This is a genomic window from Paenibacillus sp. J22P277, from assembly GCF_059383675.1.
Genome location: NZ_JBXENS010000007.1, coordinates 178,833 through 205,108, shown reverse-complemented (window position 1 = coordinate 205,108; position 26,276 = coordinate 178,833). Strand labels below are relative to the sequence as shown.

The following is a 26,276-nucleotide window of genomic DNA, read 5'->3' as shown; positions in this document are numbered from 1 at the left end:
ACGCATCGCGTTAATTCCGGGGACGGACGGCCGCTCCAAAAGCGGCGCATTGCGCGAACAGAGTATTCCAGAGCCGCGAAGCTTGGCCTTGGCGGTCGGATTTGAAGTTCACGCCGCCTACGGACGGTTGCGGTACGCGGTCGGCGACATGCCCTGCAGCCTTGCGAATGCCTTGCCGAAATACGCCGCGTCGCCGAAGCCGGCGCTGCTCGCGATGAGCTGCACCGGCAGGCTCGTTTGGCTGAGCAGCAGGCGCGCCTTCTCCATCCGGTACCGGAGCAGGAACTCGTACGGCGCAACGCCCGTCTGCGCATGGAACAGCTTGGTGAAGTACGCCCGGTCGAGGCCGACGTGCCGGGCGATGAGCGAGATCGTCAGCTTGCTCTGGTAATGCTCCTCCATGAACTTCACCGCCCGGGCGATATACGCTTCGCTGCCGTCCTTCCTGCGGGTCGGGGCTCGCGTCTCCCCGCTTCCGTTCAGGAAGGTCGCGAACAGCTGCAGCAGCAGACCTCCGCAATGCAGCTCGGACGCCATGTCGTCGACCGCGGAGCGGCGAAGCAGCTCGGCCAGCAGCGGCTCCGACTGCCGCGGCGCCGGCTGCACGCCTGTCGGCGACCGCAAGGTCAGCCCCGCCGAGTGCAGCAGGTCCGCGGCAAGCTTCCCTCCGATGCCGACCCAATAATACGTCCACGGGTCCTCGTCGCTCGCGCGGTAGGCGGAAGGCTGGTTCGGGAACATGCAGAAGCAGTCCCCCGCCTTCAGCTGATAGTCGCAGCCGCCCGTCGTGAACGTGCCGGAGCCCCCGACGATGAAATGGATCAAATAATGGTCGCGCATCGTCGGTCCGTACTGATGGCCCGGCTGGCAGCGCTCCCTGCCGCAGTAATACAGCCGCGGATCCAGCTCCGCGCGGCCGGTCATGAAATGCTCCGCGAACCGCTTCTCCGGCAGCGGTTCTTCGTCGTGGCTCATGGTCCGCGCTCCTTTCGTTTTTCCGCTGACAGGAAGGCAGCTCCCCGCGCGAACGCGCGTCTTCTTTCCCCGCAAAATAAAACGCTCAACAGCACCATACCATGCCGCCGATTCATCCGTCATCCTCAATCACACAAATAAACCGGATATTCGCTCCTTGATTCAGGCCTTCATCCCGAATAGAGACACAATTTCACCAGCTTCCAACACATTTTCCACCTGTATCCCCTGCCTCTTCCGGCGCTATAGTAGAAACAAATACAAGCAACATGAGGAGGATGCACGTCATGCAAACCTTGACGGCCGGTTACTACGACTATCGCTTGGAAGGCGGGGAATCTCCCTTTCGGGCGAGCTTGCGGATCGAACGCGAGTCCGAGGGCGTCGAGATCGTCCATATCCGCATCGAAGCCGACGCCCCCGCGGTTCCGCCGGCTTTCACGCTCTCCTGGAATCCGCCGATCATCGACGCGTCGGCCATGTGGCACCCCACGGCTAATTTCGCCAAAGGACTGCGGGCGGACTGGTCGCAGCCTTTCGATTCCAAGTCGACCCATTCGGCACCGGTCATCAGCCTCTTCGGCGGCTCCGGGAAGAACCGCCTGACGTTCGCGTTCTCCGACGTCTTGAACGTCATCCGGTTCAATGCCGGCGTCCACGAGGAAAGCGCCACCTTCAGCTGCCTCGTCTCCATGTTCGACACGCCGACCACGCCGCTTTCCCTCTACGAGGCCGAGCTGCGCATCGACGTCCGCGACATCCCGTACTACGATTGCCTGGCCGATGTCAGCCGCTGGTGGGCCCGCTATCCGTCCAACGCCCCGGCTCCCGTGCCGGCGGCGGCGCTCGAGCCGATGTATTCGACCTGGTACAGCTTCCACCAGCATCTGACGCCGGCGGACGTCGAGGAGCAGTGCCGGCTTGCCCGCGAGATCGGCTGCGACTCCGTCATCGTCGACGACGGCTGGCAAACCGCGGACAATGCCCGCGGCTACGCGTACTGCGGCGACTGGAACGTATGCGCGGACAAAATCCCCGACATGCGGGCGCACGTCGCTCGCGTCCACGCGCTCGGCATGAACTACCTGCTCTGGTATTCCGTGCCGTTCATCGGCATCCACAGCGAAGCATGGGGCCGCTTCGAGAACAAGATGCTCGAGCGCGTCGACCGGCTGAACACGGGCGTAGTCGATCCCCGCTATCCCGAGGTGCGCGAATACCTGATCGGCATCTACGAGAAAGCGCTGCTGGAGTGGGACCTGGACGGCTTCAAGCTCGACTTCGTCGATGCGTTCGAGCAGCCGGCCGCCGAGCGCGACGATGCCGACCCCGGACGCGACACGCCATCCGTCGCGCAGGCGGTCGACATGCTGCTGAGCGACGTCATCGCGCGGCTGCGCGCCGTCAAGCCGGACATCATGATCGAATTCCGCCAATCCTACATCAGCCCGCTCATGCGCAAGTACGGCAATCTGTTCCGCGCCGGTGACGTGCCGAACGACGCGCTGCAGAATCGGGTTCGCACGATCGACGTCCGGCTGCTGTGCGGCAATACGGCCGCGCATTCGGACATGATCATGTGGCACCCCGACGAGCCGGCGGATGCCGCGGCGCTGCAATTGATCAATATCCTGTTCGCCGTGCCGCAAATTTCGGTTCGTCTGGATACGCTTCCGCAGGATCATCAAGACATGATCGCATTCTGGCTGAAATTCTGGCGCGAGCACCGGGACACGCTCATGGGCGGCTATCTGGAGCCCCATCATCCCGAGTTGAACTACCCGCTCGTTACGGCACGCAGCGACCAAGCCTTCATCGCCGCCGTATATCACGATACCGTCGTCGCGCTGGACGGGGACTTGCCCGGGACGATCATCCTCGTCAACGGCACGCGCGGAAGCCGGCTGGTCGCGGAAGCGGCGGAGGATATCGGGCCGCGATCGGTACGCGTGCTCGATTGCCGCGGCCGCGAAACCGCCGCGTACGAGCTGGGCGGCTTGCAGGGCTTGAAGGCGTTCGACGTCCCGTCCTCGGGGCTTGTCATCCTGCAGACCCCGGAGTCGTAAAGCCTTACGCTTAGGACGGCGACGATGTCTTCCGAAACATGCGTACCGCATCGCACGCAACGAACCCCTCCGCGGATTGCCGGGAGGGGTTCGTTGCGTTGCGCGGAGGCGGACCGGCGAGGTTGGCTCCATACGCCGAGGATGGCCGACTTTCCGAGAGCGGTTTACCATAGGCGGAACCATGCCGTTAAAGCGTCAGTCCCTTAAAGTCAATGATAGTCCCGATACTCCTGGGGCGTACAGCCGACCAGCTTCTTGAACAGATAGGTAAAATAAGCGGAGGTTTGGATCCCGACGCGGTCCGCCACCTCGTAGATCTTGATGCCCGGATCCTTCAGCAGCTCGCGCGCCCGGTCGATGCGGGTCTCCTGGACGAATTCCGAGATCGTCTTGCCCATCTCCCGCTTGAACAGCACGCTGAGGTAGCTCGCGTTCAGGTTGAATTCCTCCGCCAGCTGCTTGACCGTCCAATTCTCCTGCAGTCGTTCCTCGATGGAGGCCGCGATCCGCTTGATGAGATTATGCTGCTGGTTCATGCTCTCTTTCTTCTCGATCGTCATGTAACGGTCCACGTAATCGACCAGCAGCACGATGATCTGTCCGGTGCTGCCGCAATCGAGCATCCGCCGCCACATCAGAATGTTCATTTCGCCGTTCGCGTCGTCCTTCCACTTGAGGTTGCGGATCAGCTCGCTCAGGAAGCTCATGCCGAACGCCTGCACGTACGAGAACGAAGCCGGCTCCTGGGCCAGCAGCACGTCGAGGATCCGGTTCATGTACGCGCCGACCTTCGCCGAGTCCCCCGATTCCATTAGCTTCACGATGGTCGGCATGAACTCCTCGCGCAGCCGGAAGTCCTGGAATTCGCCCCGGTCCATGTAATCGTGGCGGACGATCTGCCCGTCCGAGATCAGCCGCGCCTTGGCCATCATGAACTTGATCTCTTTATAGTGCAGCGGCACCTCTTCCCACCGGCTGCCCGAGCGGCCGCTGCCGACGGTTACCGTGGCGCCGTATTGCTCGCGCATCATGTTCTGGATGAAGGGCAGCCGCTTCTCGGCCTTGGCCCGCTCCTCCGGCGACTGCCCGAAATGCAGGGCGACGACCTCGTCCGGCGTGATCTGCGCCAGGAACAGCGGCTCCGCGCCGGACAAACCGACCTCGATCGTCTGCTTGAATCCGCTTCCAAGAAGGATTCTGTCTTTGGCCTCTTGGCGGGGCGACAGGAAATGATCCAGGCCGAAGACCAGAATCCGGAACCCGGCGGCGACGTCCGGCAGCGCCATGAGGCTGTTCCAGGAAGCGAGCATGTCGTCCGTCTGCGGAATTTCCGCGATCAGGTCGTTCACGAACCGTTCCTTCACGAGCTTCAGGCTCTCCGATACCTTCTTCTCCAGCTCGCTCGTCTGATCGACGATGCTGCGCATCTTTTCCAGCGTCTCCCGAAAGCCGGAGAGCCGGCTCGATACCTCTTCCATCTTGAGCGGTTTGAGCACGTAAGCCTGCGCGCCGACATGGATCGCGTCCTGCACGAACTCGAATTCATTGTAGCCGCTGATCATCAGCACCTGGATATGAGGGCGCTCCTTCTTCGCTTCCGCCACCAGCTCGATGCCGTTCATGCCCGGCATCGAGACGTCGGAGATGAGCACGTCGTAGGACGAGGCGCGCAGCTCCTCCAGCGCTTCCTCGCCGGATTCCATCGTCGCCGGCTTGTCGTACCCGAGTCCCTGCCAATCGATATAACGGACGAGGCCTTGAATATTGGAAGGCTCGTCGTCCACGATGAGTACCTTGAGCATTATGCTTCCCTCCTGATCGTCGGCTCCGCGATGCAAGCCGGGAACGCGATGGACACGCGCGTCCACGCGCCGGGCTCGCTCTCGATCGTCAGCGCCGCTTCGCTGCCGAAATACAGCGCAAGCCGTTCTTTGATGTTGGGCGTTCCGAAGCCGCTGCCTTTGCCGACATGCGCGCCCCGTTCGATATCGCGAAGCACGGCGGCCGGAATGCCCTGCCCGTTGTCATGGACGGACATGCGCATGACGCTCCCTTCGCGGCTAACCGCGATGCGGATCACGGCGCCGGGCTTGCGGGTAATCGCCCCGTGCAGATAGCAGTTCTCCACGATCGGCTGCAGCACGGTCTTGATCGTGTAGAAATCCAGCGCATCCTCGTCGATCTCCCACTCGACCCGCACGCGTCCCGGATAGCGGAACTGGCAGATGTCGAGGTAAGCCCGGACATGCTCGAGCTCGTCGCGGATGCGGATGACGCTGATTTGATTGTTCAGGGTAATCCGATAGAAGGTCGTCAGCGCGTCGATGATCCGGATCTGCTCCTGATCGTCCGCGTCCATCGCCCGCCAGCGCAGCAGCCCGAGGGAATTGTAGATAAAATGCGGATTGATCTGCGCCTGCAGCGCCTTGAACGCCTGCTCCTTCTCCGCCAGGCCGGACTTGGTGATGTCCTCGACCAGCTTCCCGAGCCGCTCCGACATGGAATTGAACCGGTTCTCCAGCTCGCCCAGCTCGTCGTTCTCGCTGTAGCGGACCGCCGCCTCGAATTCCCCGCGCGAGAGATCGGCCATGCGCGTGCCCAGCTTGCGGATCCGCCGGACGATATTGCGGACGATCGTCGTCATGAGCGACAGCGAGAGCAGGAGGAAGAACGTGATGACGCCGACGATCAGAATGAGCACGGTCCGGTTCTGGTTATCGAGATGCTTCGTGCGCATCAGCGCCACGAGCGTCCAGTGCGACGACAGGGGCTGGGTCATCAGCATGTCCTTCGTCCCGGTCAGATCCACCACGGGGCCGTCCCCCGGCGACGCGGCCGCAGGCGCGCTTCCGTCCGGCCAGGCTTTCAATTGCAAGCGCTTGCCGATATCCGCGCGGTCCGTCGCGGCGAGAATCCGCTTGGCATCGTCCAGGACGTACAGGCTGCCGTCGTTGAACGGATGATCCAGCAGCTCGCCGAACACGGCGTTGTAATTCAATAAAATGTAAACCATGCCGATCAGATTCCCGGTGTTGTCGATGATCTTGCGCGTGATGACGCTTTGGTTCGGATTGCCCGGGACGCTGCTCCAGAAGAGCGGGCTTTGCGATTGCTTCGCCTCGTCGTACCAGGCGCGCTCGTTCATGCCGGAGAGCATGCGGTCTTCTTCGGGACGCCAGAGCAGCTGCCCGTCCTGTACCAGCGTCTCGTTCGTATGGTAGATGCGGAAATCCGCGATCCCCGGCAAATATTTGCTCGTGATCAGGAAGGTCCTGTCCACGTAATTGACCGTATCCACGACCTCGGTCATGTCCGCGTATTCGCGCCCGAGCCGGGCGATCAGCTCGCCGTCGGTGGCCGTGCGGACCGCCAGCAGGTCGTAGCTCTTCTTGCTGAAATCGACGATCTGCGCCGTCTGCTGCACTGCTTCCTCCGCCGTGTTCACGTAGCTGCGGTGAAAGCTGCGGATGACCCCGTATACGGCGCCGCTGCTCAGCACGAGCGTCGGCAGCAGCAGGATCATCACGAACAGCACGACGATTTTGCCGCGCAGGCTCATTCTCCGGGTGAAGCCCAATATCCATTTGTCCAGTCGCAATCCCAGTCGCAAGGCTCCCTCCCCTTTCTCAACGGAGTATATCATACGCCCGGCAGGCGGTTAATAGGAAAGCGGTCCGAGCGGCAGGCGCCGTAAGGCGGTTAATAGGAAGGCCGTCCCCGCGGCGGGCGCCGTAATCGTGCCGAAAGGGAAGCCGTCATAGTGACGGCTCCCCTTGTTCAGGCAAGTCATGCGATTTCGGGCATTGATTCCTAGCCTCGCTCGATTCGTGCGCTTTGAACGCGGCTTCGAATCAAAGCCTTCCATCATGGATGGGCGCGCTGCGCCTGTCTTACGCTTTCGGAGCCGATTGCAAGCTGGCGTTCCACTCCTGCTTCAGCTCGCTCCAATGCGCGCGTTTCTCGAGCGCGGCTTGGAAATCATTCCATGCCGCTTCGAACGCTTTGTCGTCCTTCGCCATGAGCAGCTTCGCTTTGAATTCCTTGCGCACGTTCTCGAGCTCCGGCAAATATTTCTCCCAGAGGCCGCCCGGCTTCGCTTTCACCATGTCGTACGGCTGCGCGACGCGGACGCCGCCCATTTTGCCGATCGCTTCGGTGAAATCGATCGTCTTCTGCCGGCCCTTCGGATCGGTCACGGCGTAGTTCCACCACGGGTACCACTCGTTGCTGTAGGACGAGATGCCGTACAGTGCCGGGTTCGTGCTCGCGATTTTGGCCGCGTCGCCGGAATCGTGAAGCTGTTGGTAATTGGCGTCCGTGAATTTCCACAGGCCGAGCGGCTTATCCACCCAATCCCAGAACACGCCTGCCGGGCCTTCGTTCGCGACCTGCTGCTGCTCCGCCTTCGGCGTCAGCATGTAATCCACGAATTTGAGGATAGCGTCGAGGTTTTTCGTGTCCTTGCTGATGTACAGGTCGTTGCCCGGGTACGGGTTGACGATCTGGTTCGCGCCGATATGGTCGATGCCCGGTACCTGCGGATACGGAATCGTCTCGTAGAACCAAGCCGGCTCCGTCGGTCCGTCCAGGATTTCCCAGATATGCGCGTCCATGTTGAAGAATCCGCCGACATTCATCGCGATGCGACCGGATTTGGTCTTCTCCTTGTAGCGTTCCGCTTTGTCCGTGATCGCCTCGGCGTCGATGAGGCCTTCGCGGTACATTTGGTTCATCCACTGGTAGGCCGCTTTGTACTGCGGATTATCATAGATGAATTGATAGCTGCCGTCATCCTTCTTCTCCACGGGGATCACGCCGCCGGCCGTCGAGGTCGACACGCCGAACGTGCTCAGGATGATGTTCTCGTCGCTCGCGTCCGACAGGAAGCTGAGCGGAATGTAAGGCTTGCCGGACGGGTCCTTCTGCTGGGCCGCGGCCTTCAGGTAATTTTCCACGCCGGAGATCGTTTTCAGATCGTCCATCTTCATGCCGGTCTTATCGAGGATGTCCTTCCGCACGAACCAGCCACCCGACGCCCAGCCCGGCCACGGATCTTCGGGATGCTGGTCGAACCAGGTCGGGATCGACCAGATATGTCCGTCTTTGTCCTTCATCGCGTCCAGGTACAGCTTCGGAATGGAAGCGAGTCCCGGATATTGATCCGGCATGTCGAAGTACTTCTCGACCGGAAGGATGCTGCTCGAACGGATCATCGAGGAATTGACGATGTCGCTGCGGTTGAACAACGCTGCATCATCGAAACCGCCAGTGTTCAGCTTCAGGTTCAGCGCCGTCATGGCGTCGCCTTGCGTCGCTTCCAGCTGCACGTCGATGCCCGGCTCGTGTTCTCTCCAATACTTCTGCACCATGCTGTCGTTATTGATCGTCGCCGTCCAGCCGAGCCACAGCTTGAACGTCTTGGATCCGGCGGAATCTCCGGAACCTCCGGCGTTCGCCGGCGCGTTCGCGGTCTGGTTCGTTCCGTCGGCGGGCGTATTCGCTGCCGCGTTCCCTCCGTCGTTGCCGCTGGAGCAAGCCGTCAGTCCGAGCATCAAGGCCGCCAGACCGAGCGCCATGCCCTTTCTTGCCGTGAGCACATTCATGCGTTGCGTTCCCCTTTCTGTCTCTCCATTATATATGGTGTTTCCGTACACCCGCTGTAAATTGGACGGATTTACCAGGTTCCGCCTACCCTTTGACGGAACCGATGAGCACGCCTTTGACGAAGTAACGCTGCAAGAACGGATACACGCACAGGATCGGAATCGCGCTCACCATGACGGTCGCCATCTTGATCGACATCAGCGTGACGTTCGCCAGACTCGAGCCCCGGGCCAGCGCTTCCACGTTGTTGTTGGAGCCGAGCACCGCCGAGATGTCCTGCGCGGACAACAGCTGCTGCAGGAATGTCTGCACCGGAATCAGCTTCTGGTCCGACACGAAGAACGCGCCCGCGAACCAATCGTTCCAGTGCATGACGCCGGTGAACAATCCGAGCGCGGCCAGCATCGGCTTGGACAGCGGCAGGATGATGGACCAGAGAATCCGGAAGGGATGGGCGCCGTCCATCTCGGCCGATTCGATCAGCGCTTCGGGAATCCCCTGGATGAACTTCATCATGACGAACATGTTCCACGCCGAGAAGGCGCTCGGCACGATATAGACCCAGAACGAATTCAGCAAATGCAGGTCGTGCAGCTGGATATAGAACGGGATCAACCCGCCGCTGAACAGCATCGTGAGCAGCACGTAGCCGAGAATCGTTCCCCGCATCGGCATGGCCCGGTACGACAAGCCGAACGCGGCCAGCAGCGTAACGAGCAAGCCTGCTATGGTCCCGATGATCGTCCGGGCGATCGTGATCCAGTACGAATGCTGGATGATCTCGTTGCCGAGCACGATCCGGAAATTATAAAGCGTGAAGTGGCGCGGCCACAGGTACACGCCGCCTTTGGCCGCGTCGCGTCCTTCGTTCAGGGAGATGGCCAGCATGTACAAGAACGGATAGATGACCGTAAAGCATAACAGCAATAGAAGCACGATGATGACGATCTGACTCGCTTTGTCGCCTGCCGAACGTTTCATAGCCTACCAGAGCCCCTCCCCGTTGATTTTGCGCGCCGTCTGGTTCGTGATGAGCACGAGGATCAAGCTGATAACCGAGGACAACAGGCCGACGGCCGTCGCCATGCCGAAGTAGCCTTGCTGGAGCCCGCTTCGCAAAATATACGTATCGAGGACGTCCGCGACGGGCTGGTTGGCCGGATTCATGAGCGGGTAGATCTGATCCATCCCGACCGCGATCAGGCTCGGCATGCTCAGGATGAGCACGATGGAGATCGTCGGCATGATGCCGGGCAGCGTGATATGGCGGATCTGCGCCAGCCTGCCCGCGCCTTCGACCTTCGCCGCTTCGTAGAGCTGCGGGTCGATGGTCGTAATGGCCGCCAGGTAGAGGATCGTATTCCAGCCGACTTCCTTCCACAGGCCGCTCGCCACGATCATCGGGCGGAACCATTCCGTCGAGCCGAGGAAGAAGATCGGGTCGTGGCCCGTCTTGGTCACGATTTGATTGACCAGTCCCCCGTCGAGCGTCAGCAGCGATTGCAAAATGTACGCCACGACGATCCAGGAGAAGAAATGCGGCAGGTAGCTGACGGATTGCACGAAGCGCTTGAACCCGCTGTGCCTCACTTCGTTGATGAGCAAGGCCAGAATGATCGGGGCCGGGAAGCCGAACACGAATTTGAGAACCGCGATGATGATCGTATTCTTCACCACGATCCAGAATTGGTCGTCCTTCAGGAAAGCGAAATTTTCCACCCCGGTCCACGGGGCGTTCCAGATCGTGTAGCCGATGTGGAAGTTCTTGAACGCGACTTGAATGCCGGCCATCGGAATGTAGCTGAACAGCAGCAACAGGATCACGGCCGGTGCGATCATAATGTACTGGTGGCGGTATTTTGCCAGTCTCTCGAGCATGCGATCACCTCTGTACGCTAATTATACGGACAGGGAAATGGCGGCACTAGAACACAACGATTGGATTTCTATCGCAATGATTAGAGGATTGGGCGGGCGGAGGGTCGGGGTTATGAAAACGCTTTTCATGGACGGGGATGCGTGAAAAAAGAGGGGGTTGTTTCAAATGGCGTTGTCTCGGTGCGCCTTGGGACGGCTAGGCGGAGACAGGCTGCGCGATTGGCGGACGCAGGCTGCGCGACTCGGCGGAGGTGAGCTTCGCGACTTGGCGGAGACAGGCTGCGCGACTCGGCGGGGCAAGCTTCGCGACTGGCGGACGCAAGCTTTGCGACTCGGCGGAGACAGGCTGCGCGACTCGGCGGGGCAAGCTTCGCGACTGGCGGACGCAAGCTTTGCGACTCGGCGGAGACTAGGCTAAAAATGCTGCGAAAATGCATGAAATTCTCCGCTCGTCATCCCTTGAGCAAGAATTCATGCAATTCAGCAGCAATTTCAAGGCAATGGCTTCTATTGACGCGTAGAGGAAGGAAATTGCTGCAGATTTGCATCATATTCACTGCAACAGGATCATTGTACTGATTATTGATGCATATTCGCCGGAATTTTCTTAGACCCTAACAAAAAAGAAGCTATCCGCGCCGTCATTCAACATGACGTTCAGGACAGCTTCTTTCTCAACAGGCGATAGCCGAATAAATTCCGTCGGCGCACGACTTACTAATGGCGTTCCCGCTTGCCGCCGTTCAGCGTCGTTCAGGCAGCGCGCCGTTCTTCGACATCCGCTCCGCTTAGGGCCGATGCCTGCAAAAACCCGGCTCAATAGTCGAATCCGATATTAGCGGGAGCTGCCTGCCTCGTGCCGAAACTCCCCCGGCAGGGTCAACGAAACCGTCCCCGCCGCGCTGTCTATGTCCCCGCCGAAAGCGTGCCGATTGCCGGTCTCGACAACGCTGCCGTCTAATCCGATGATGCCGCTGCGATCGAAATTGCTGTCCCCGTGCATGCTGGAGTAACGGAATACGAACCGTTTGTTCAGCTTCGGCATGACGCCGGTTTGATCCTTCAGCTTATCGGTCGGCCATAGATCGACCGCGTCCCCGGAGCTTCCGGAGCCATAGTCGACATGGGCTTGCCACGTAGCGACGAGAAAATCGTCCTTGAATTCAAAAAAGAGAATAATTGAAAATAGAGCCCCGGTTACGCAGCAAACGTCCCAAGGCTCTTCTACTCATTCATCCGTGCGTATGATGATCGGCTCATCGATTTTCATCACGGTCGAGATCGAATAAAGAAGCATCGTCGCATGGAGAACGAACAACAGCTTAAATAGCAGCGGATGCTTCTTTCTGGCCCACCTGAGGAAGAAACAGATGCCAATGGCAGCCGCGGCCGCTATCCAAATCAAGGATTTGAAGTAAAGCGATGCTTTGTCGTCCGGCAGATGATAATGAAAGACGCGCGAGAGGCATTGCGAGACGCCGACGGTTAGCCATGTCGAACATTGCAACCAGTACACCATGAAGATAACGGCGTAAAATACGAGATTCATGACGAATGTGATAACTTTCATTGGCGGCACCATCCAGCAAGTAAGTATTTCGAACCTCGATCTTCTTCCTGCCATTAGTTATCGGCTCGCCACGGGCAAAAAGGAATACCGCCATGCTCATCCCAAAAAGGCGACCGCCCCTTCCGGAGCAGCCGCCTTCCTACTTAAGCGAATAGGCGTATTCGACTTATTTGCGGTAAAGCGGATAATCGACCTTGGCCGGCACTTCGATCACGGCCATTCGGAGCGCCTGTTCCGCTCCCGCGCGGAGCGTGAACCGTTTGCCGCCCGCAGGCGTCTCGATCACGCTGAAGTCCTTATGCCGGAATGCGACCGGTTCGCCGTCGCCGGCAGCCGGTTCCCAAGTACCGTCGCCTCTGATCGCGAGCGCCGCCCAGGAATAACCCGCGGCCAATTCATAGGCGTACGAATTGCCCGGTTCCACCGTAATGTCCCACATCTTCGCATCCGTCACGAGCTTGATCGGGGATTCCCCGCCGAGGATCGTCTTCACGCTTACGCCCGGCGCGGGCGACGACAACGGGAAGTCTTCGTGCCGATAGTCGGCGTAGGTCGGCGGACGCTTCAGCGATTCGCTCAAATGCGGCTCCAGCCAGATCTGGAAGGCCTCCCCGTCCGGACCGAAAAACTTCTCCTGATGGGAGACGCCGGAGCCGGTCTGCATGACCTGCGCGCCGCCTTGGCCCACGGCGCTCTCGGTTCCGAGCGTATCGCCGTGAACCAGCTTTCCGTTCAAGACGTACGACATGATCTCGAACCCTTCGTGCGGGTGAAGCCCGATTCCGCCCTCCTTCTCCGTGTGCGCCCAGGACCAATAAAACAGCGGACCGACGCGGCGCACGACGGAATCCTGATGCGGGAACCCGATCGGCTTCTGCACGCGGATGCTGCCTCCGGGGAATACCTCGCTCACCTGTTGGTCCGGCGAATAAATCTTAATCGTCATGATGAATCATTCCTTTCCTGCCATGGATTCGGCGTCCAAGCCGATCTTCTTCAACAACTCTGCCAGCACGCGTTTCTCCTCGTCCGTCGCGGCAGACAACAGGCGCGAGATGAGCGCCGCATGCTGCGGGAAAATATCGTTAAACAGCGTCTCGCCCGCCTCCGACAGCAGCACGGTCATGCCTCTGCGGTCCGTCTGGCTCGGCTGCCGGCGCACGAGCCCTTTCTCTTCCAGCTTATCGACGACGTACGTGATGCTTCCGCTCGGGATCGACAGCCGTTCGCTGATGCGCTGGACCGGCTGCGGCCCCGTGTTGTACAGCAGCTCGAGAATCATGAAATGCTCCGTGCGGATGCCGCGGCTTTCGATGTCCGTATTCGCTCTGCCGAACACCGAGCGGGACGCCTTCAACCAGATCCGGAACAACCGCAGGTCGATCTCGCTTGGGTCCTTGCCCTCCGTCATCGTCCGCTCCCTCCTTCATGCTTCGATCTATCGCGTTACGGCCGGCGGATGGCCGCACCAACTATGCTAAGTTTAGATGTCCTACATTTAGGATAAATTAATCCTAACACTAGGATATTTATTTGTCAAAGGTTTTGATGAAATCCTTTCCGCGCCTTCGCGCCGCGCCAGCACGTACTCCGAGCTACGAAAAAGCAGCCGACCCGGACGTTGCGTCCCGGTCGGCTGCTGCTCTATCGCTTGCTATTTCAACTATTCGATTCGTGTATTCGAATCCAGAATTATACGGCCTCGAGGCCGTCCAAAATCTCCTGCAGGCTCAGCTCCGCGCACGCCATCGACGTGTCCGCGGCGCCGTAGTACATCCGCACCCGGTCGCCGTCCACGAGCGCGCCGCACGAGAAGACGACGCCTCCGAAGAAGCCGTTCGCCTCATAATCGGCTTCCGGCTCCATGACCGGCTTCACCGAACGCGCGATGACCTTCGACGGGTCGTTCAGGTCGAGCAGCACCGCGCCCATGCAGTAGCGGTTGTCCTTGGTCGCGCCGTGGTACAATTCCAGCCAGCCGCGCTCCGTCCGGAACGGAACCGCGCCGCCGCCCAGGCGGCCGCTATCCCACATGCCGTCGCGCAGGCCGATCAGATGCTTGTGGTTGCCCCAGTAGAGCAAGTTGTCGGACTCGGCGATCCACATCTCCGGACGGCCGACGCTCTTGGTCGTCGGACGGTGAAGCGCGTAATATTTCCCGTTGATCCGTTCCGGGAAGATCAGCACGTCCTTGTTGTCCGGCCCGAAAATCATTCCGTGATGCGTCGTCGTCGCGAAATCCTTCGTCGAGACGAGCGATTCGCCGATGCCGACCGGCGACACCGCGGAGAAGTAAATGTAATACGTATCCCCGATCTGGGTGATGCGCGGATCCTCGATGCCGAACGTCTCGAGCGACTGGGACGGATACACGAACGGCTTCTCGTCGATCGTGAAGTTATGGCCGTCCTTGCTGCGCGCGATGCGCAGGTATGACAGCGACGTCAAGTATTGGAACGCCGGCGCATGCTCCTTCAGGATGATGACGCGCGGGTCCGACAGGTCGTAGCGATCGTCGTCCTTGCGAATCGGAATGAGATCGAGGCCGCCCGTCTCCACGTTGAATACCGGCGCCAGCACGATCTCGGGATCGGGGCTGATCGGACGCTCCGCGACGCGAAGCAGCATGATGACTTCGCCCTTATACTCCGCGATGCCGGCGTTGAACGCGCCGATGACTTCGAAATCGTCGCGGTGCGGCTTCACGTCCGCCGGGGTGACCAACGGGTTCTCTTCATAGCGGTAAATATTCATGGCGTTAACTCCTCTGTTTTGCTCTATTTATCTATTCAGTATGGTTTCGTGTAAACTGCCGCGTCTCAGGTGATGCGGCCCGTAAGGACTATAGCCCTCGAAATGGATCCTCGATGACGATCCGCTGCGCGTCCGCGTCGCTGATGCCCGCGTACAGTACGGCGCTGCCGTCCTCCTGGCGAACCAATCCGCCGCTGAAGACGACGTCCTGCAGATCGGGCCGCTTGGACGGGCCCGGCAGGAACCGGCTGCGCTCGGCGATCAGCTTCATCGGCGTGAACGATTCGTCCGACGGGTCGAACACGAACGCCATCGGATAGTAATGACGGTCGCCCGCCTCGTCGAAGCTCGCGACATGGCCAAGCACGCCGACGCGGCCGTCGACCAGCCGATGGGCTTCGTTGGCACCGCCCCATTCGCCTTCCGCGAACTGGCCTTGCAGCAGCGGAGCTTCGTTGATCGCGGCGAGAGTCAGATCGTCCAGCGATTTCACGCGGGTATAGCCGACCTTGCCGCGGCCGCCCTTCTCGCCTTGCGGCCGCGTGAACACCCCGATATCGCCGTCCGCGAGCTCGATCAAGCGAAGGTCTTTCATGCCGTCCGGCCCGCGGAAGAACGGCTTCAGGCTGCGAACGTCCTGCCCGCGATAGAAGACGGTGCGCCACATGAGCGCGTTCTCCTTCACGGGATGCGGATAGATCTCCACGCCGCCGACGATCAGCTCGCCGCCGATCCGCGTATGGAACGGATCCTGAAGCTCCAGCACCGGCGCGCCCTCGAGGGGCAGCCACGTTCCTTCGCGCTCGGCGAAGAAGACGACCTCGGCATGCTCGCTGTCCCGGGATTCCACGCGTCCCGCGATGACCGGCACGCCGCCGTCCGTGAACGGCGCCGCGATATTATAGACATCCTTGCTGCCGACGCCGGCGAATACGATCCGTTCCGCCCGTTCGGCGCGCGCGCCGGAAGCGCGGTAAGCCGCCAGCAGTTCCCCGCAAGCCTGCGGCTGCATGCTATTGCCCAATCCTGAAGCCATTCTGCTCTCTCCCCACTCGACTGCTTTTATTTCAACCTGACGGTTATTTCAAATTAAACTGCATGCCTTCCCTGAACTGCTTGCTGAAGAACACGAACATGATGATGATCGGCAGCGTCAGGATCGTCGAAGCGGCATACAGCGGTCCCGGAAAGGAGCCGTAAGGCCCGAACATCTGCGACAGCAGCACGTTCAGCGTAAGCATGGAATCGCTCTTGACGGCGATCATGTCCCACAGCAGCTCCGTCCAGCGTTCCATCAGCAGGAACAGGAAGATGACGGTCGTGATCGACTTCGACATCGGCAGCATGATGCGGTACATGATTTTCAGATCGGAAGCGCCGTCCAGCCTGGCCGCCTCGATGAACACCTGCGGCACCGCCTTGAAGAAATTCGTATACATGAAGATCGCCCACAGGCTGACGGCTTTAGGCAAGATCAAGCCCAAATACGTATCGTACAGCCCGACACGCTGGATGATCAGGAATGTCGGAATCAACAGGATGATCGCCGGAAAGAACATATGGAACAACACGAAGTTGTTGATCGCGTTGCGGCCGAAGAAGTTCAGCTTCGCAAGCGCGTAGGCGACCATGATGCCGAAGAGCATCATCAGCACCGTCGAGCAGATCGACACGATCACGCTGTTCATGAACGCATGCAGCCAAGGCCGCGTGATGCCGGTCTCCCCGCCGTTGAACAGCCAATCGTACGATCTTGTCGTGAACTTGGTCGGGAACAGCGTCTTGTCGATTTGCGCCCAATCCGCGAACGAACTGAGCACCATGTACAGATACGGATAGACCATGATGAGCAGAAGCACGATGGCAAGCGCGTAACGGACGGTCCGTCTTGCGCCGCTGTGCCGTTTAGACCCAACCATTGCGCTTCCCCCAAACTTCCAGTAATTTGCGGATGATGAAGATCGAGATGAACGTCGCGACCGATGCCAGCAGGGCCACCGCGGACGCGTATCCGCTTTGCAGGTTCGAGAACGCCTGCTTGAAAATCTCCATCTGCCACGTGTTCGTGGCGTTGCCCGGTCCGCCGCCGGTCAGCTGGTACACCTCGGTGAAGATCCCGAAGGTCACGCCGAACGCGAGGATCAGCGTCGTATAGAGCGACGGGTAGAGCAGCGGAAGCGTGATGCGCCAGAACCGCTGGCTGTCCTTGACCCCGTCGATGGCGGCCGCTTCGTACACTTCCTTGTCGATGCTCTCGAGGCCGGACGTGATGATGAGCGCGTAATAGCCCGTGAACTTCCACGCCAAGATGAGGCCGACGATCATGAGCGCCGTGAACGGCGTGCCGAGCCAGTCGATGTCGAGGCCGATGCTCCGCAGCGCGGTATTGACCGGGCTCGTGTACGACAGCAGGCCTTTGACGATCAGCGCCGAGACGACGCCGGAGCTCAGATACGGCAGGAAGAAGCCGATCAGGAACAAGCCCTTGAACCGCGACAAGCCGTGAACGAGCACGGCGACGCCGACGGCGAGCGCCGTCACGATCGGCACGAAGATGAGCATGAACCTGTACGTGTTCCAGAACGCCGCGTGAACGCTCGACGATTGCAGCGCGTCCGCGAAGTTGCTGATGCCTTTGAAATTGAACGTCGGCTTGATCATGTTCCAATCCGTCACGGACAAGAAGAGCGTCCAGAAGAGCGGAATGAAGAAGAACACGAGCGAGTAGATAAGATAAGGGCTGGTGAAGAGCCAGCCCAGTCTATTGTTTCGTTGGTCCATTTTTCGGATCCTCCCTTATTTCAGGGCTTTCTCCAATGCTGCCTTCATCGCTGCCCATCCTTCCGCAGGGGCGATCTCGCCTTTCACGACCTTGTTGAAGGCCTCGGTGCCGATAATCGTCTGCAGATCGTTGTACTTGGCGTTATCCATCGGAGGCACGGCATTCGGCACGTTCTCCGCGTAAGGCTTCAGCTGCGGGCTCGCGTCGAGAATCGGTTTAAACGCTTCGTTGGTCGACAAGTCGTCGCGCGCCGGCGGCAGGTTCGTGTCCTTGAACCATTTCACGTCGTTGGCGGCATCGCTGTACACCCATTTCATGAAGCCGACCGCGGCTTCTTGCTGCGCTTTCGTTGCGGACGCGTAGATGACGAGCCCTTTGGTGTCGGCGAACGTTTTGCTTTGCGCAGGATCGACGCCGTCCGGTACCGGCGGCATGCTCAGCGCGTAATTCTCGTTGTATTTGAGGTTCGGGTATTTCTGCGCCCACGTGGAGAACGTCCATGGACCCACGTCCGTGAAGATGCCGACGCCGTTCTCGAACGGATCCGTCGCTTGGCGGGCCAGGATGCCTTTTTCTTTGCGCAGGCTGTCGACGAACGTCAGCACGCTCTCGCCGGCTTTCTGGTCGCCCGTGAAGGAGCTGCCTTCAATGAACTTGTTGCCGGCGGAAGCCGCGTCATAGAGCATATAGAAGTCGAACCAGCGTTTCCACGCCGTCGGATCGGCAAGATCCGCTTTGGCCCAAAGGTATTTCTTGTCGCCGTACTTGGCTTTGAGCTTCTTGGTCACTTCCAGCACTTCGCTGTAGGTCTTCGGCGGTTCGTTGTAGCCGAGTTCCTTCAGCGTGTCGAGGCGCCAGCCGAACAGCATCGCGTTGGAGTAGATCGGCAGCACGTATTGATGGCCGTCCGCGAATTTCCAAGGCTCGATCGTCTTCGTCATGTCGCGCGCGGCGATCACGTCGGAAAATCCGGCGATCGTGTCGAGCGGGACAAGCGCTTGGCTGTCCGACAATTGCGCCGCGAAGCCGCGGTTGATGTTCTCGGAGATCGTCGGCGCGCTCTTCGCGGCGATCGCCGCTTGAATGCTCGCTTCCGAAGTCGGGGATTCTTTAATCGCGCTTACATTGATCTTGACTTTATCGTTGGTGGCTTCGTACGCCTTGGCCATTTCCGTCCAGTACGCCTGCTGCGTCGGGTTCGGCGCCGCCCAGAATTCGATCGTCGTCACGCCGCCGCCCGCATTGGAGCCTCCGGTGTTGGCGTTGTCGTTCGTTGCCGTCCCTTGGCCGGTCGAACAGGCGGAAAGCAGCACAGCTGAAAGCGCAACCACCGATAAAGCCGAATTTCTCTTTTTCATTTCACTTAACCCTCCATCGTGAGATTGTAATGAGGAAGCCATAAAAAAATCATCTGATTCCGACCTAACACGTAACGTGAGAACGGTTCTAATTATGCTCCGAGTAATTATTATAGTCAAGTGACAAATTTTAATGAAACCGTTTTAAAGTCTCTTAAGTAATGTCAATAATATAATATTGTAACGTTACAAAATAACGACACTCCTTCGATTTCCAACAGCCGAACCGAAGCGGCCCCCTTGACAACGCCTTATGAAATTGGGAACAATGATAGATGAACGGTGCAGCTCCGATCCTATCGGAAGCGGACCGGCAACGGAGGTTATTCGATTGAAAACGAAAGTGACGATGCAGGATGTGGCCGACAAGCTTAATCTGTCCAAAAACTCCGTTTCCCAAGCATTGACCGGAAAACCCGGCGTCAGCGAGGAAACGCGGCGCCTCGTCATGCAGACGGCGTCCGATATGGGGTACACCTACGCCAAACGGCAAGGCGACCAAGCCGAGAGCGCGGCATCCAAACGTACGATTGCCCTCATCGCCTCGGATTATGCTTTTTCCATGAAAAGCTTTTTCAGCGATATTTATTTGAGCATCGACAAAGAATTGAACCGCAACGGCTGCGGTCTCGTCATACAATCCATCAGCCCCGACCAGGCGGAGTCGCTGATCCTGCCCGCGTTCCTGCAGGACCGGTCCGTCGACGGCGTGCTGGTCTTGTCCCATATCACGACTCCTTACATCCAAGCAGTGCTCGACACCGGCATTCCCGCCGTTCTGATCGACCATCATCATCCGGCGCTCCAAGCCGATACGATTCTGACCAACAACCGGTTCAGCGCCTTCGAAGCCGTCCGGCATCTCGCCGAGCTCGGCCACCGCGACATCGGCTACATCGGCAACATCCGCTTGTCGCCGAGCTATTACGAACGGCTGGAGGGCGTGCGGCTTGCGGCGTTCGAGCTCGATCTGTCTTTGCAGGAGCAGTGGCTGATCACGGATGCCGTCGAAGACAGCGAATGCGTCCGTTCCCGGCTGAAAAGGCTGCCTTCGCTGCCGACGGCCTGGTTCTGCGTCAACGACGGCTTCGGCTTCATGGTGAATTCCGCGCTGCAGCAGATGGGCCTGCGCGTACCCGAGGACGTCTCCATCGTGAGCTTCGACAACGGCTATCTGTCCCAGCTCGCGACGCCTCCGACGACGACGGTGAACGTCAACCGCCCGCTCTACGCGGAATGCGCCGTCGAACGCTTGCTGAGCCGCTTGGACAAGCCCGACCTCCCGCTGACGGAAACGCTGCTCCCGACGACGCTGCTGGTGCGCGCCTCGACGGGGCCCGCGCCGGAGCGGGGTTGAACGGCGCAAGGCGTTAGCGCGTTTATGGTGCGGCGATCGCCGCTGGCGTGTTTTTGACGCGGGCGGTGCGCCGGAATCGTTAACGGCGCAAGGCCTTAGCGCGTGCGTGGTGCGGCGATCGCCGCTGGTGCGCTTTGACGCGGGCGGCGCCGGATAGGCGCTAACGGCGGAACGCGTTATGGCGTCTACTGTGCGGAGATGGGCCGATGCTGCGTTTTGATGCGAGCGATGTCGGGTAGACGCTAACAGCGCAAGGCGTTAGCGTGTCCATGGTGCAGCGATACGACGTTGGTGCGATTTACGCTAGCAGCGCCGGAAAGGCGCTAACGGCGCAAGGCCTTAGTACGTGCGTGGTGCGGCGATGCGACGTTGGTGCGATTTACGCTAGCAATGCCGGATAGGCGCTAACGGTGCAAGACCCTAGCGCGTCCATGATGCGGCGATGCGACGTTGGTGCGATTTACGCTAGCAATGCCGGATAGGCGCTAACGGTGCAAGGCCTTAGCGCGTCTATGGCGCGGCAATGCGCCGTTGGTTGATTTACGCTAGCAGCGCCGGAAAAGCGCTAACGGTGCAAGACCCTAGCGCGTCCATGGTGCGGCGATTCGCCGCCAGTGCCCATGCATGCGCGAAATTTACTGGCATTGCCGGTGAAACGTTGACGGCGCATGCCATATTGTTGTCTCTGCGTCTGCGATTCGATGATACGCCCTTGGTGCAGAACTGCCGCCTATGCTGCTTGAGCGACCTATTCAGAGGTCTCGCCTCGGTAAATGCTGCAAAAGTGCAGGATTGTCTCGCAATTATGGAGTACTCAGCCGAATTGCTGCTAAAATGCAGGAAATCCGCCGTTTCCCATCGCGTAGTCGCGGGAATGCGCAAGAATCCTGCAGATTTGCAGGAATTGCCTTCTATTTAGGGCAGCGGTTGTAAAAATCATGCAGTTTTGCAGCAATTTGCCGGAAGAACGGCCTTCTCGCGGATCCGCATCCGAAATTCCATGCCGATTCGCATCCGAATTTCATCCCAATCCGCATGCCAACAATGCCAACATGCCAAAAAGGAGCTGTCCCGCGATCATCCGTAGATGACTGCGAGGCAGCTCCTTTCCGGTCATGCCGAGCCCGACCAAGCCGAGCCCGTTTATTTGAAATACGTCGCCAGATGCGCCGCGGCCTTCACGATGCCTTCGCGCTCCGCTTCGAGCGAGCCCCAGAAGCGGTGATCCTCCAGCTCGATGCTGACCGCGCCCGAATAGCCGAGACGGTCCAGGCGAACGGCTACTTTGCCCCATTCGACGTCGCCGTGGCCGGGAATCGTATAGCGCCACGAGCCTTCGGAGAACCCGTATTTCGCGCCGAAGGTCGACTCCAGCACGCCGCATTCGTACAGCTCGTCATGCAGGATCTCCGTATCCTTGCCATGGACGTGATTGACGCGCTCGCCGAATTCGGTCAGCGCCCGGATGTAATCGATGCCGAGACGAACCAGGTGGGAAGGATCGTAGTTCAAGCCGAAGTGCTTCGACGGAATCGCCTCGAACATCGCCCGCCACATCTCGGGCGTGCAGCCGAGCGTCGGATAATGCGGGGCCGGACCAGGCCAGCCTTCGATCGCGATGTAGATCCCCTGCTGCTCCGCATGCCGGACGATCTCCGGGAAGGTCTCTTTCCAGATCGCGAAGCCTTCGCTGCGCGGCAGCGTCCGGTCTTCCGGAACCAGGCACATGAACAGCACGCGTCCGCCCTGCGCCGCGATCTCCGTCATTTCCCGCTTCGTCGCCTCAACCGCGTCCGCGCGGCGGGCTTCCTCCCGGCTGAGCAGCTGCGCGGTATGCTTCGCGTCGACGGATCCGATGCCGAGACCGGCCGACTCGCAGGCCGTTTTCCATTCCGGCGTCAGTCTCGGGATATCCAATACTTCCAGTCCGACGCTTGCCGCCCACTGCGCGGTTTTCTCGATGCCTTCCGCGCCGATTTTGGGCGGAATTCGCATCCCCAGTTTGACATTCATGCCGCTTGTTCCTCCTCGATATTGAAGTGTCGTATGCCGCAAGAAGATAAGAGCCGGTTCGTCTAGGATGACTCCTTGATTATAGAATATTTCGACAGGAAAATTGCGCCTTGGCGGAATCTTACAGTACGCGGAAAACGCCATAAAATGCCGCGAAGCGCCGTGCGGCCTGGGTCGAACTAGGCGATCCCGCGAGAGGGAGTTTTGAAAGCGTTGTCGCCCATTTGGAAGAAAACGGGGACGGCATCGCATTGCCGTCCATTCGAAAGGCAGGAAGTGACCCTAGCCGCCTCGCTTAGCTGGGATTCGGATCAACGTCCGGGACGCCGGTCCTCCTCCGTATCGCTGCCGCCCAACGCAAACAACAGCTCGCGATATACACGATCCCGCACAAGCTCCCGATTCTCCGGCGTCAGCGCGAACAATTTCCCGCCGGCCGCGCGCTTCGCCTGGTCGACGACCGGATGGCTGTCCAGGCATACGGTGCCCAGGACGACATGGTCGCGCGGGGCGGCGGCGATCGCTTCGATCAGGTCCCGGAACGGCCGGGAAAGCATCTGCATGAGACCGATCTCGTCGATGACCGTCAGCTGCTTCGCATGCAAGGACTCGCGGACCGCCGGAATCGCGATCGCTTCGAACGCGTCGACGTCGACGCCGTATCTGCCGATTTTAAGCTCGCTCGCGCTGTCCACGCTGGCGATGATGCGGCTTTCGCCGCTTGCCGCGACGCAGCGGAAGCCGGTCCGATCCCGCGCATCGCGGATTTCCTCCGTATAAAAGCCGCCGCAGCGCTCCTCGCCCATTCGGCGCATGATCGCTTGGACCGCGGTGCTTTTGCCCGTTCGAGGCTTGCCGGCGAGCAGAAACAACGTGCCGGATAAGGACATCGGGAATTCGCCTCCCGTCAGATTAGAAGTGCCATACGCTACGAAGCCATTGCCGACAATTGTCCCATTATCCGATCAGCCCCAAGATAACGACAGGAAAGCATAACGGTACGGGAAAGCAGGCACGACGGCCGTGAACGTCGCAAGCAATCCTGCGTCCAGGCCGTCCATTAACGGCTTAAATCATAAATCCCCTTAAACGTGCTCGCGAGCGTATCCAGGCTGACGCGTACGTCCGCCGCGAGTCCGGCGCCGGCCAGCTCCGCTGCGAAGACCGGCGCGAACAGGCTGCCGCTCTTGGAGATCTGCCCGCCGAGCACGATGCGTTCCGGCCGGAAACGCAGCAGCGGCTCCGCCAAGATGGCCGCCATCCGTTCTCCGAAGGCGGCGAACAGCTGCTTCGCCGCGCCGTCGCCGCCGATGGCGGCCTCCGCGAAATCCCGCACGTCCCTGCCGTCCGCGTCATGTCCGAGTTCCGCCGCCAGGCGCAGAAAGCCCCGCCTCGACAGGAAATCGTCGGCGATGCCGTCCCGGTAGCGCACCGTGTACAGCCAGCCGTTATCCGGCACGTCTTCACGCTGCTTGATCAATGCGCCGTCCTCCAGAAAGCAGGAGCCGAGCCCCGTTCCGAGGGTCAAGCAGACGGTTCGTCCCGCGCCCCGCGCTTCGCCGTAGCCGGCTTCGCCGAGCCCGAACAGCGCCGCGTCGTTCTCGAAGGCGATACGGCAGTCCGCCGCAAGCCGCGGCGCGAGCCGCGCATCCCCGCGGACCGCCTCCGTCAGCAGCGCGCCGACGTTCAGCCCGTAGAGGGACTCGAACTTGCCGAGTCCCCGGATGAGACTGATTCCGTTCGGGTAATCGAACGGACCGGGGAAGGCAAGGCCGATGCCGCGGATCGCGCCCGCGTCCGGGCCGGTTTTCGCCGCGAGGTCCGCCGAGATATCGGCGAAATGCGCGATGACGGCATCGGCGCTCTCGCCGGACCGGGCGTCGTAATGCCCGATCGTGCCCGCGAGGACGCGGCCGCCCTGCACCGCCGCCGCCTTGATCTGCGTGCCGCCGACGTCGAACGCGAGAATCAGCGAAGCCGGCGTCGTATTCGATTTCATTGTTGTCGTCGCTATCGGTTCCAGTTCCATCATCCCCGCCTCCTGTTACGCTCTGACATACGCCTTGATCGTGGCGATCGTCCGTCCCTCGCTCGGTCCGCTCGGCCGAATCACGTACGCGTCCACGGATGCCGGGACGATGAACGTCTCCGCGTACCGGACGACGAACGGCTCGAATGCGCCGTCAGGGCTTTCCACCGTCGCCTCTTCGCCGTCGATGAGGTTCAGCATATGCACGCTGCCGTTGCCCGCGTGGCGCACCGGAACCGAGAACCAATGCCGGCGCGTCTCGATGAATTCCAGCTCGTGCAGCCCCGTCCGTTCTTCCCGCCAGCCTTCGCCCTCGGCGATCGTCCGCACGGCATTCACGCAGGAATCCGTCGTCCACTGCGTCGTCCGGTCCCATGCGATGACCTTGCTGCCGTGCTCGACATGCACCGGGCGCGGCTTGCCGTCGAGTCCGAGACGATCCCAGTCCCACAGCTTGAAGGTGAAGATATACGGCGTCGCGCTGATCTCCAGCACCATGCAGCCGGAGCCCGAGCAGTGGACCGTGCCTGCCGGGATGAGGAAATGATCGTGCTTGGCCGCCGGATACGCGTTGACGTATTGCTCCGCCGGGAACGCGAAGTCTCCTTCCTGCGCACGGCGCAAGTCGCCGAGCATCGCTTCGGGGTCGACGTTATCCCGCAGCCCCAGGTACACCTCGGCGTTCGGTGCCGCTTCGAGAATATAATAGCTTTCGTCCTGCGTATAGGCCATGCCGAACTGCTCGCGGATGTATTCCGTCGTCGGATGCACCTGGAGGCTCAGGTTCTGCCCGCCGATCGTATCCAAAAAATCGAACCGGATCGGGAACTCCGCGCCGAAGCGCGAATATACCTTCTCCCCGAGCAGCCGGATGGATTCGAAGAACACGAGGTTGATCGCCGGGAGCTCCGCCCGCACGCCGCCGTAGCGGAAATACAGGCTGTTCTCCTCCGGCACGCCGTCGAAGCCCCAGGCATACGGATGCTGCTTCCCGGGCAAGCCGATGTTCGCCTCGAGCCACGTGCCGCCCCAGACGCCGGGGTCGAAGTACGGCACGAGCCGGAACGGCTGCGCCGCCGCCTTGGCCAGCCCCGCGAACAGCGCCGCCCGCGTGAGCATGTTCGGCGCCGCTTTGGCGTTGGTGTCCAGGTAATAATCGATGCCGCCGAGCAGCCGTTTCTTCAAGCGGTCCGCCATGCGCCACTCGAAGAAGAAGCCGCGCTTGTACATCCGCAGGATATCCGTCTCCTGCTTGGCCGTCCGCCAATTGCCGGCTTCCTTCGCGCGGTAGCGCAGCTGGATTTCCCAGCGGGCCATGTCGGCGTACAGCACGGTGTCGCCTTCGGCGACGAGCGAGGCGCCGAATCCGATGACGAGGACGATGCCCCGCTCTACCGCTTCGATCTCGCGCCGCAGCTTCGCGATGCCCTCGGCATCGTAAAATTCGCCGATATCGAACGGCGCCATGTAACCGAACACGCGATCCTCCGTCATGAAGCGCTCCGCTTTGCGATCGACTTCGTCCGCGGCGAACGCCGCTTCCTCCGCATGGATGACAGCAGCGGGCCGCAGCGCCTCGCTCAGTCCTGCGATGATCTCATCCTGCCTGACGCCGGGGTAGCATTCGACGACGACCACGGTCTTTGCCTGTCCCCGTTCTTCGAGCGCGCCCCGCAAGCGCGCTCCGATCGCCTCGTAGCCTGACCAAGCCTCGTGCGCCCAGCCGGGAATTGCCGTCTCCGGACTTTTATCGTATGCCATTTGCGTTCGCTCCTTTATTCGCGTCTTTTATCGTAATATATCATAAATTAACATAAATGAACATTAAAAAAGGAGCCATCCGTCCGCTGCGACCTGCAGGTTCGCATCGGACATCCCTGCTCCTTTCCT

The 26,276-nt window shown here is 60.3% G+C and carries 22 protein-coding genes; 3 read left to right on the top strand and 19 right to left on the bottom strand.

Features of this window, described 5'->3' with window-relative positions:
• Positions 1 to 117: 117 nt before the first annotated feature.
• The gene (locus AC50YL_RS24890; protein WP_494835527.1) at positions 118 to 975 is read right to left on the bottom strand and encodes an AraC family ligand binding domain-containing protein; all 858 of its coding nucleotides are present in this window, start codon (positions 973 to 975) and stop codon (positions 118 to 120) included.
• A 287-nt stretch (positions 976 to 1,262) separates the two neighbouring features.
• On the opposite strand from AC50YL_RS24890, the gene AC50YL_RS24885 reads away from it, so the two are divergent.
• On the top strand, positions 1,263 to 3,041 hold the full coding sequence (locus tag AC50YL_RS24885; RefSeq protein ID WP_494835526.1) for a glycoside hydrolase family 36 protein: 1,779 nt from the start codon (positions 1,263 to 1,265) through the stop codon (positions 3,039 to 3,041).
• Positions 3,042 to 3,250: 209 nt separating this feature from the next.
• On the opposite strand, the gene AC50YL_RS24880 is transcribed toward AC50YL_RS24885, so the two are convergent.
• From AC50YL_RS24880 to AC50YL_RS24860, 5 genes are all read right to left on the bottom strand, one after another.
• Positions 3,251 to 4,843 (bottom strand): response regulator, encoded by a 1,593-nt coding sequence (locus AC50YL_RS24880; protein ID WP_494835524.1) that lies wholly within the window; start codon positions 4,841 to 4,843, stop codon positions 3,251 to 3,253.
• The gene (locus AC50YL_RS24875) at positions 4,843 to 6,651 is read right to left on the bottom strand and encodes a sensor histidine kinase (RefSeq protein WP_494835522.1); all 1,809 of its coding nucleotides are present in this window, start codon (positions 6,649 to 6,651) and stop codon (positions 4,843 to 4,845) included. Before AC50YL_RS24875 ends, AC50YL_RS24880 begins: the two co-directional genes overlap by 1 nt.
• A gap of 280 nt (positions 6,652 to 6,931) precedes the next feature.
• Positions 6,932 to 8,644, bottom strand: coding sequence for a type 2 periplasmic-binding domain-containing protein (locus tag AC50YL_RS24870; protein WP_494835521.1), 1,713 nt, complete (start codon positions 8,642 to 8,644; stop codon positions 6,932 to 6,934).
• Positions 8,645 to 8,729: 85 nt separating this feature from the next.
• Positions 8,730 to 9,626 carry a carbohydrate ABC transporter permease gene (locus AC50YL_RS24865; RefSeq protein WP_494835520.1) on the bottom strand — a complete coding sequence of 299 codons (897 nt, stop codon included), beginning with the start codon at positions 9,624 to 9,626 and terminating at the stop codon, positions 8,730 to 8,732.
• Between the two features lie 3 nt (positions 9,627 to 9,629).
• On the bottom strand, positions 9,630 to 10,523 hold the full coding sequence (locus tag AC50YL_RS24860) for an ABC transporter permease (RefSeq protein ID WP_494835519.1): 894 nt from the start codon (positions 10,521 to 10,523) through the stop codon (positions 9,630 to 9,632).
• A 166-nt stretch (positions 10,524 to 10,689) separates the two neighbouring features.
• Here AC50YL_RS24860 and AC50YL_RS24855 point away from each other — a divergent pair, with 166 nt between their 5' ends.
• Positions 10,690 to 10,941, top strand: a complete 252-nt coding sequence (locus AC50YL_RS24855; RefSeq protein ID WP_494835517.1) for a hypothetical protein — start codon at positions 10,690 to 10,692, stop codon at positions 10,939 to 10,941.
• Between the two features lie 417 nt (positions 10,942 to 11,358).
• Here AC50YL_RS24855 and AC50YL_RS24850 read toward each other — a convergent pair whose 3' ends face one another.
• From AC50YL_RS24850 to AC50YL_RS24810, 9 genes are all read right to left on the bottom strand, one after another.
• Positions 11,359 to 11,568: a hypothetical protein gene (locus AC50YL_RS24850; RefSeq protein ID WP_494835515.1), complete on the bottom strand. Its 210-nt coding sequence runs from the start codon at positions 11,566 to 11,568 to the stop codon at positions 11,359 to 11,361.
• A gap of 183 nt (positions 11,569 to 11,751) precedes the next feature.
• Positions 11,752 to 12,093: a hypothetical protein gene (locus AC50YL_RS24845; protein ID WP_494835514.1), complete on the bottom strand. Its 342-nt coding sequence runs from the start codon at positions 12,091 to 12,093 to the stop codon at positions 11,752 to 11,754.
• A gap of 166 nt (positions 12,094 to 12,259) precedes the next feature.
• Positions 12,260 to 13,039 (bottom strand): pirin family protein, encoded by a 780-nt coding sequence (locus tag AC50YL_RS24840; RefSeq protein ID WP_494835513.1) that lies wholly within the window; start codon positions 13,037 to 13,039, stop codon positions 12,260 to 12,262.
• Between the two features lie 6 nt (positions 13,040 to 13,045).
• Complete coding sequence (locus AC50YL_RS24835; RefSeq protein WP_494835511.1) at positions 13,046 to 13,504, bottom strand: MarR family winged helix-turn-helix transcriptional regulator; 459 nt, start codon at positions 13,502 to 13,504, stop codon at positions 13,046 to 13,048.
• Between the two features lie 281 nt (positions 13,505 to 13,785).
• A complete protein-coding gene (locus AC50YL_RS24830) occupies positions 13,786 to 14,847 on the bottom strand; it encodes a BtaManbiosPhlase (protein WP_494835509.1) in 1,062 nt (353 codons plus the stop codon).
• Positions 14,848 to 14,935: 88 nt separating this feature from the next.
• A complete protein-coding gene (locus AC50YL_RS24825; RefSeq protein ID WP_494835508.1) occupies positions 14,936 to 15,883 on the bottom strand; it encodes an MTP-1 family protein in 948 nt (315 codons plus the stop codon).
• Between the two features lie 43 nt (positions 15,884 to 15,926).
• Positions 15,927 to 16,766 carry a carbohydrate ABC transporter permease gene (locus tag AC50YL_RS24820; protein WP_494835506.1) on the bottom strand — a complete coding sequence of 280 codons (840 nt, stop codon included), beginning with the start codon at positions 16,764 to 16,766 and terminating at the stop codon, positions 15,927 to 15,929.
• Positions 16,753 to 17,628 (bottom strand): carbohydrate ABC transporter permease, encoded by an 876-nt coding sequence (locus tag AC50YL_RS24815; RefSeq protein WP_494835504.1) that lies wholly within the window; start codon positions 17,626 to 17,628, stop codon positions 16,753 to 16,755. The genes AC50YL_RS24820 and AC50YL_RS24815 overlap by 14 nt, the downstream gene beginning before the upstream one ends.
• A gap of 15 nt (positions 17,629 to 17,643) precedes the next feature.
• Entirely contained in the window at positions 17,644 to 18,987 is a 1,344-nt protein-coding gene (locus AC50YL_RS24810; protein ID WP_494835502.1) for an extracellular solute-binding protein, read from the bottom strand.
• Between the two features lie 331 nt (positions 18,988 to 19,318).
• Between AC50YL_RS24810 and AC50YL_RS24805 the strand changes: the two genes are divergently transcribed.
• On the top strand, positions 19,319 to 20,344 hold the full coding sequence (locus tag AC50YL_RS24805) for a LacI family DNA-binding transcriptional regulator (RefSeq protein ID WP_494835500.1): 1,026 nt from the start codon (positions 19,319 to 19,321) through the stop codon (positions 20,342 to 20,344).
• A 1,143-nt stretch (positions 20,345 to 21,487) separates the two neighbouring features.
• Here AC50YL_RS24805 and AC50YL_RS24800 read toward each other — a convergent pair.
• From AC50YL_RS24800 to AC50YL_RS24785, 4 genes are all read right to left on the bottom strand, one after another.
• The gene (locus tag AC50YL_RS24800) at positions 21,488 to 22,357 is read right to left on the bottom strand and encodes a sugar phosphate isomerase/epimerase family protein (protein ID WP_494835498.1); all 870 of its coding nucleotides are present in this window, start codon (positions 22,355 to 22,357) and stop codon (positions 21,488 to 21,490) included.
• Between the two features lie 311 nt (positions 22,358 to 22,668).
• Positions 22,669 to 23,247 carry a nucleoside-triphosphatase gene (locus AC50YL_RS24795; RefSeq protein WP_494835496.1) on the bottom strand — a complete coding sequence of 193 codons (579 nt, stop codon included), beginning with the start codon at positions 23,245 to 23,247 and terminating at the stop codon, positions 22,669 to 22,671.
• A 170-nt stretch (positions 23,248 to 23,417) separates the two neighbouring features.
• Positions 23,418 to 24,389: an ROK family protein gene (locus tag AC50YL_RS24790; RefSeq protein WP_494835494.1), complete on the bottom strand. Its 972-nt coding sequence runs from the start codon at positions 24,387 to 24,389 to the stop codon at positions 23,418 to 23,420.
• A gap of 12 nt (positions 24,390 to 24,401) precedes the next feature.
• Positions 24,402 to 26,147 carry a class I mannose-6-phosphate isomerase gene (locus AC50YL_RS24785; RefSeq protein ID WP_494835493.1) on the bottom strand — a complete coding sequence of 582 codons (1,746 nt, stop codon included), beginning with the start codon at positions 26,145 to 26,147 and terminating at the stop codon, positions 24,402 to 24,404.
• Positions 26,148 to 26,276: the final 129 nt, after the last annotated feature.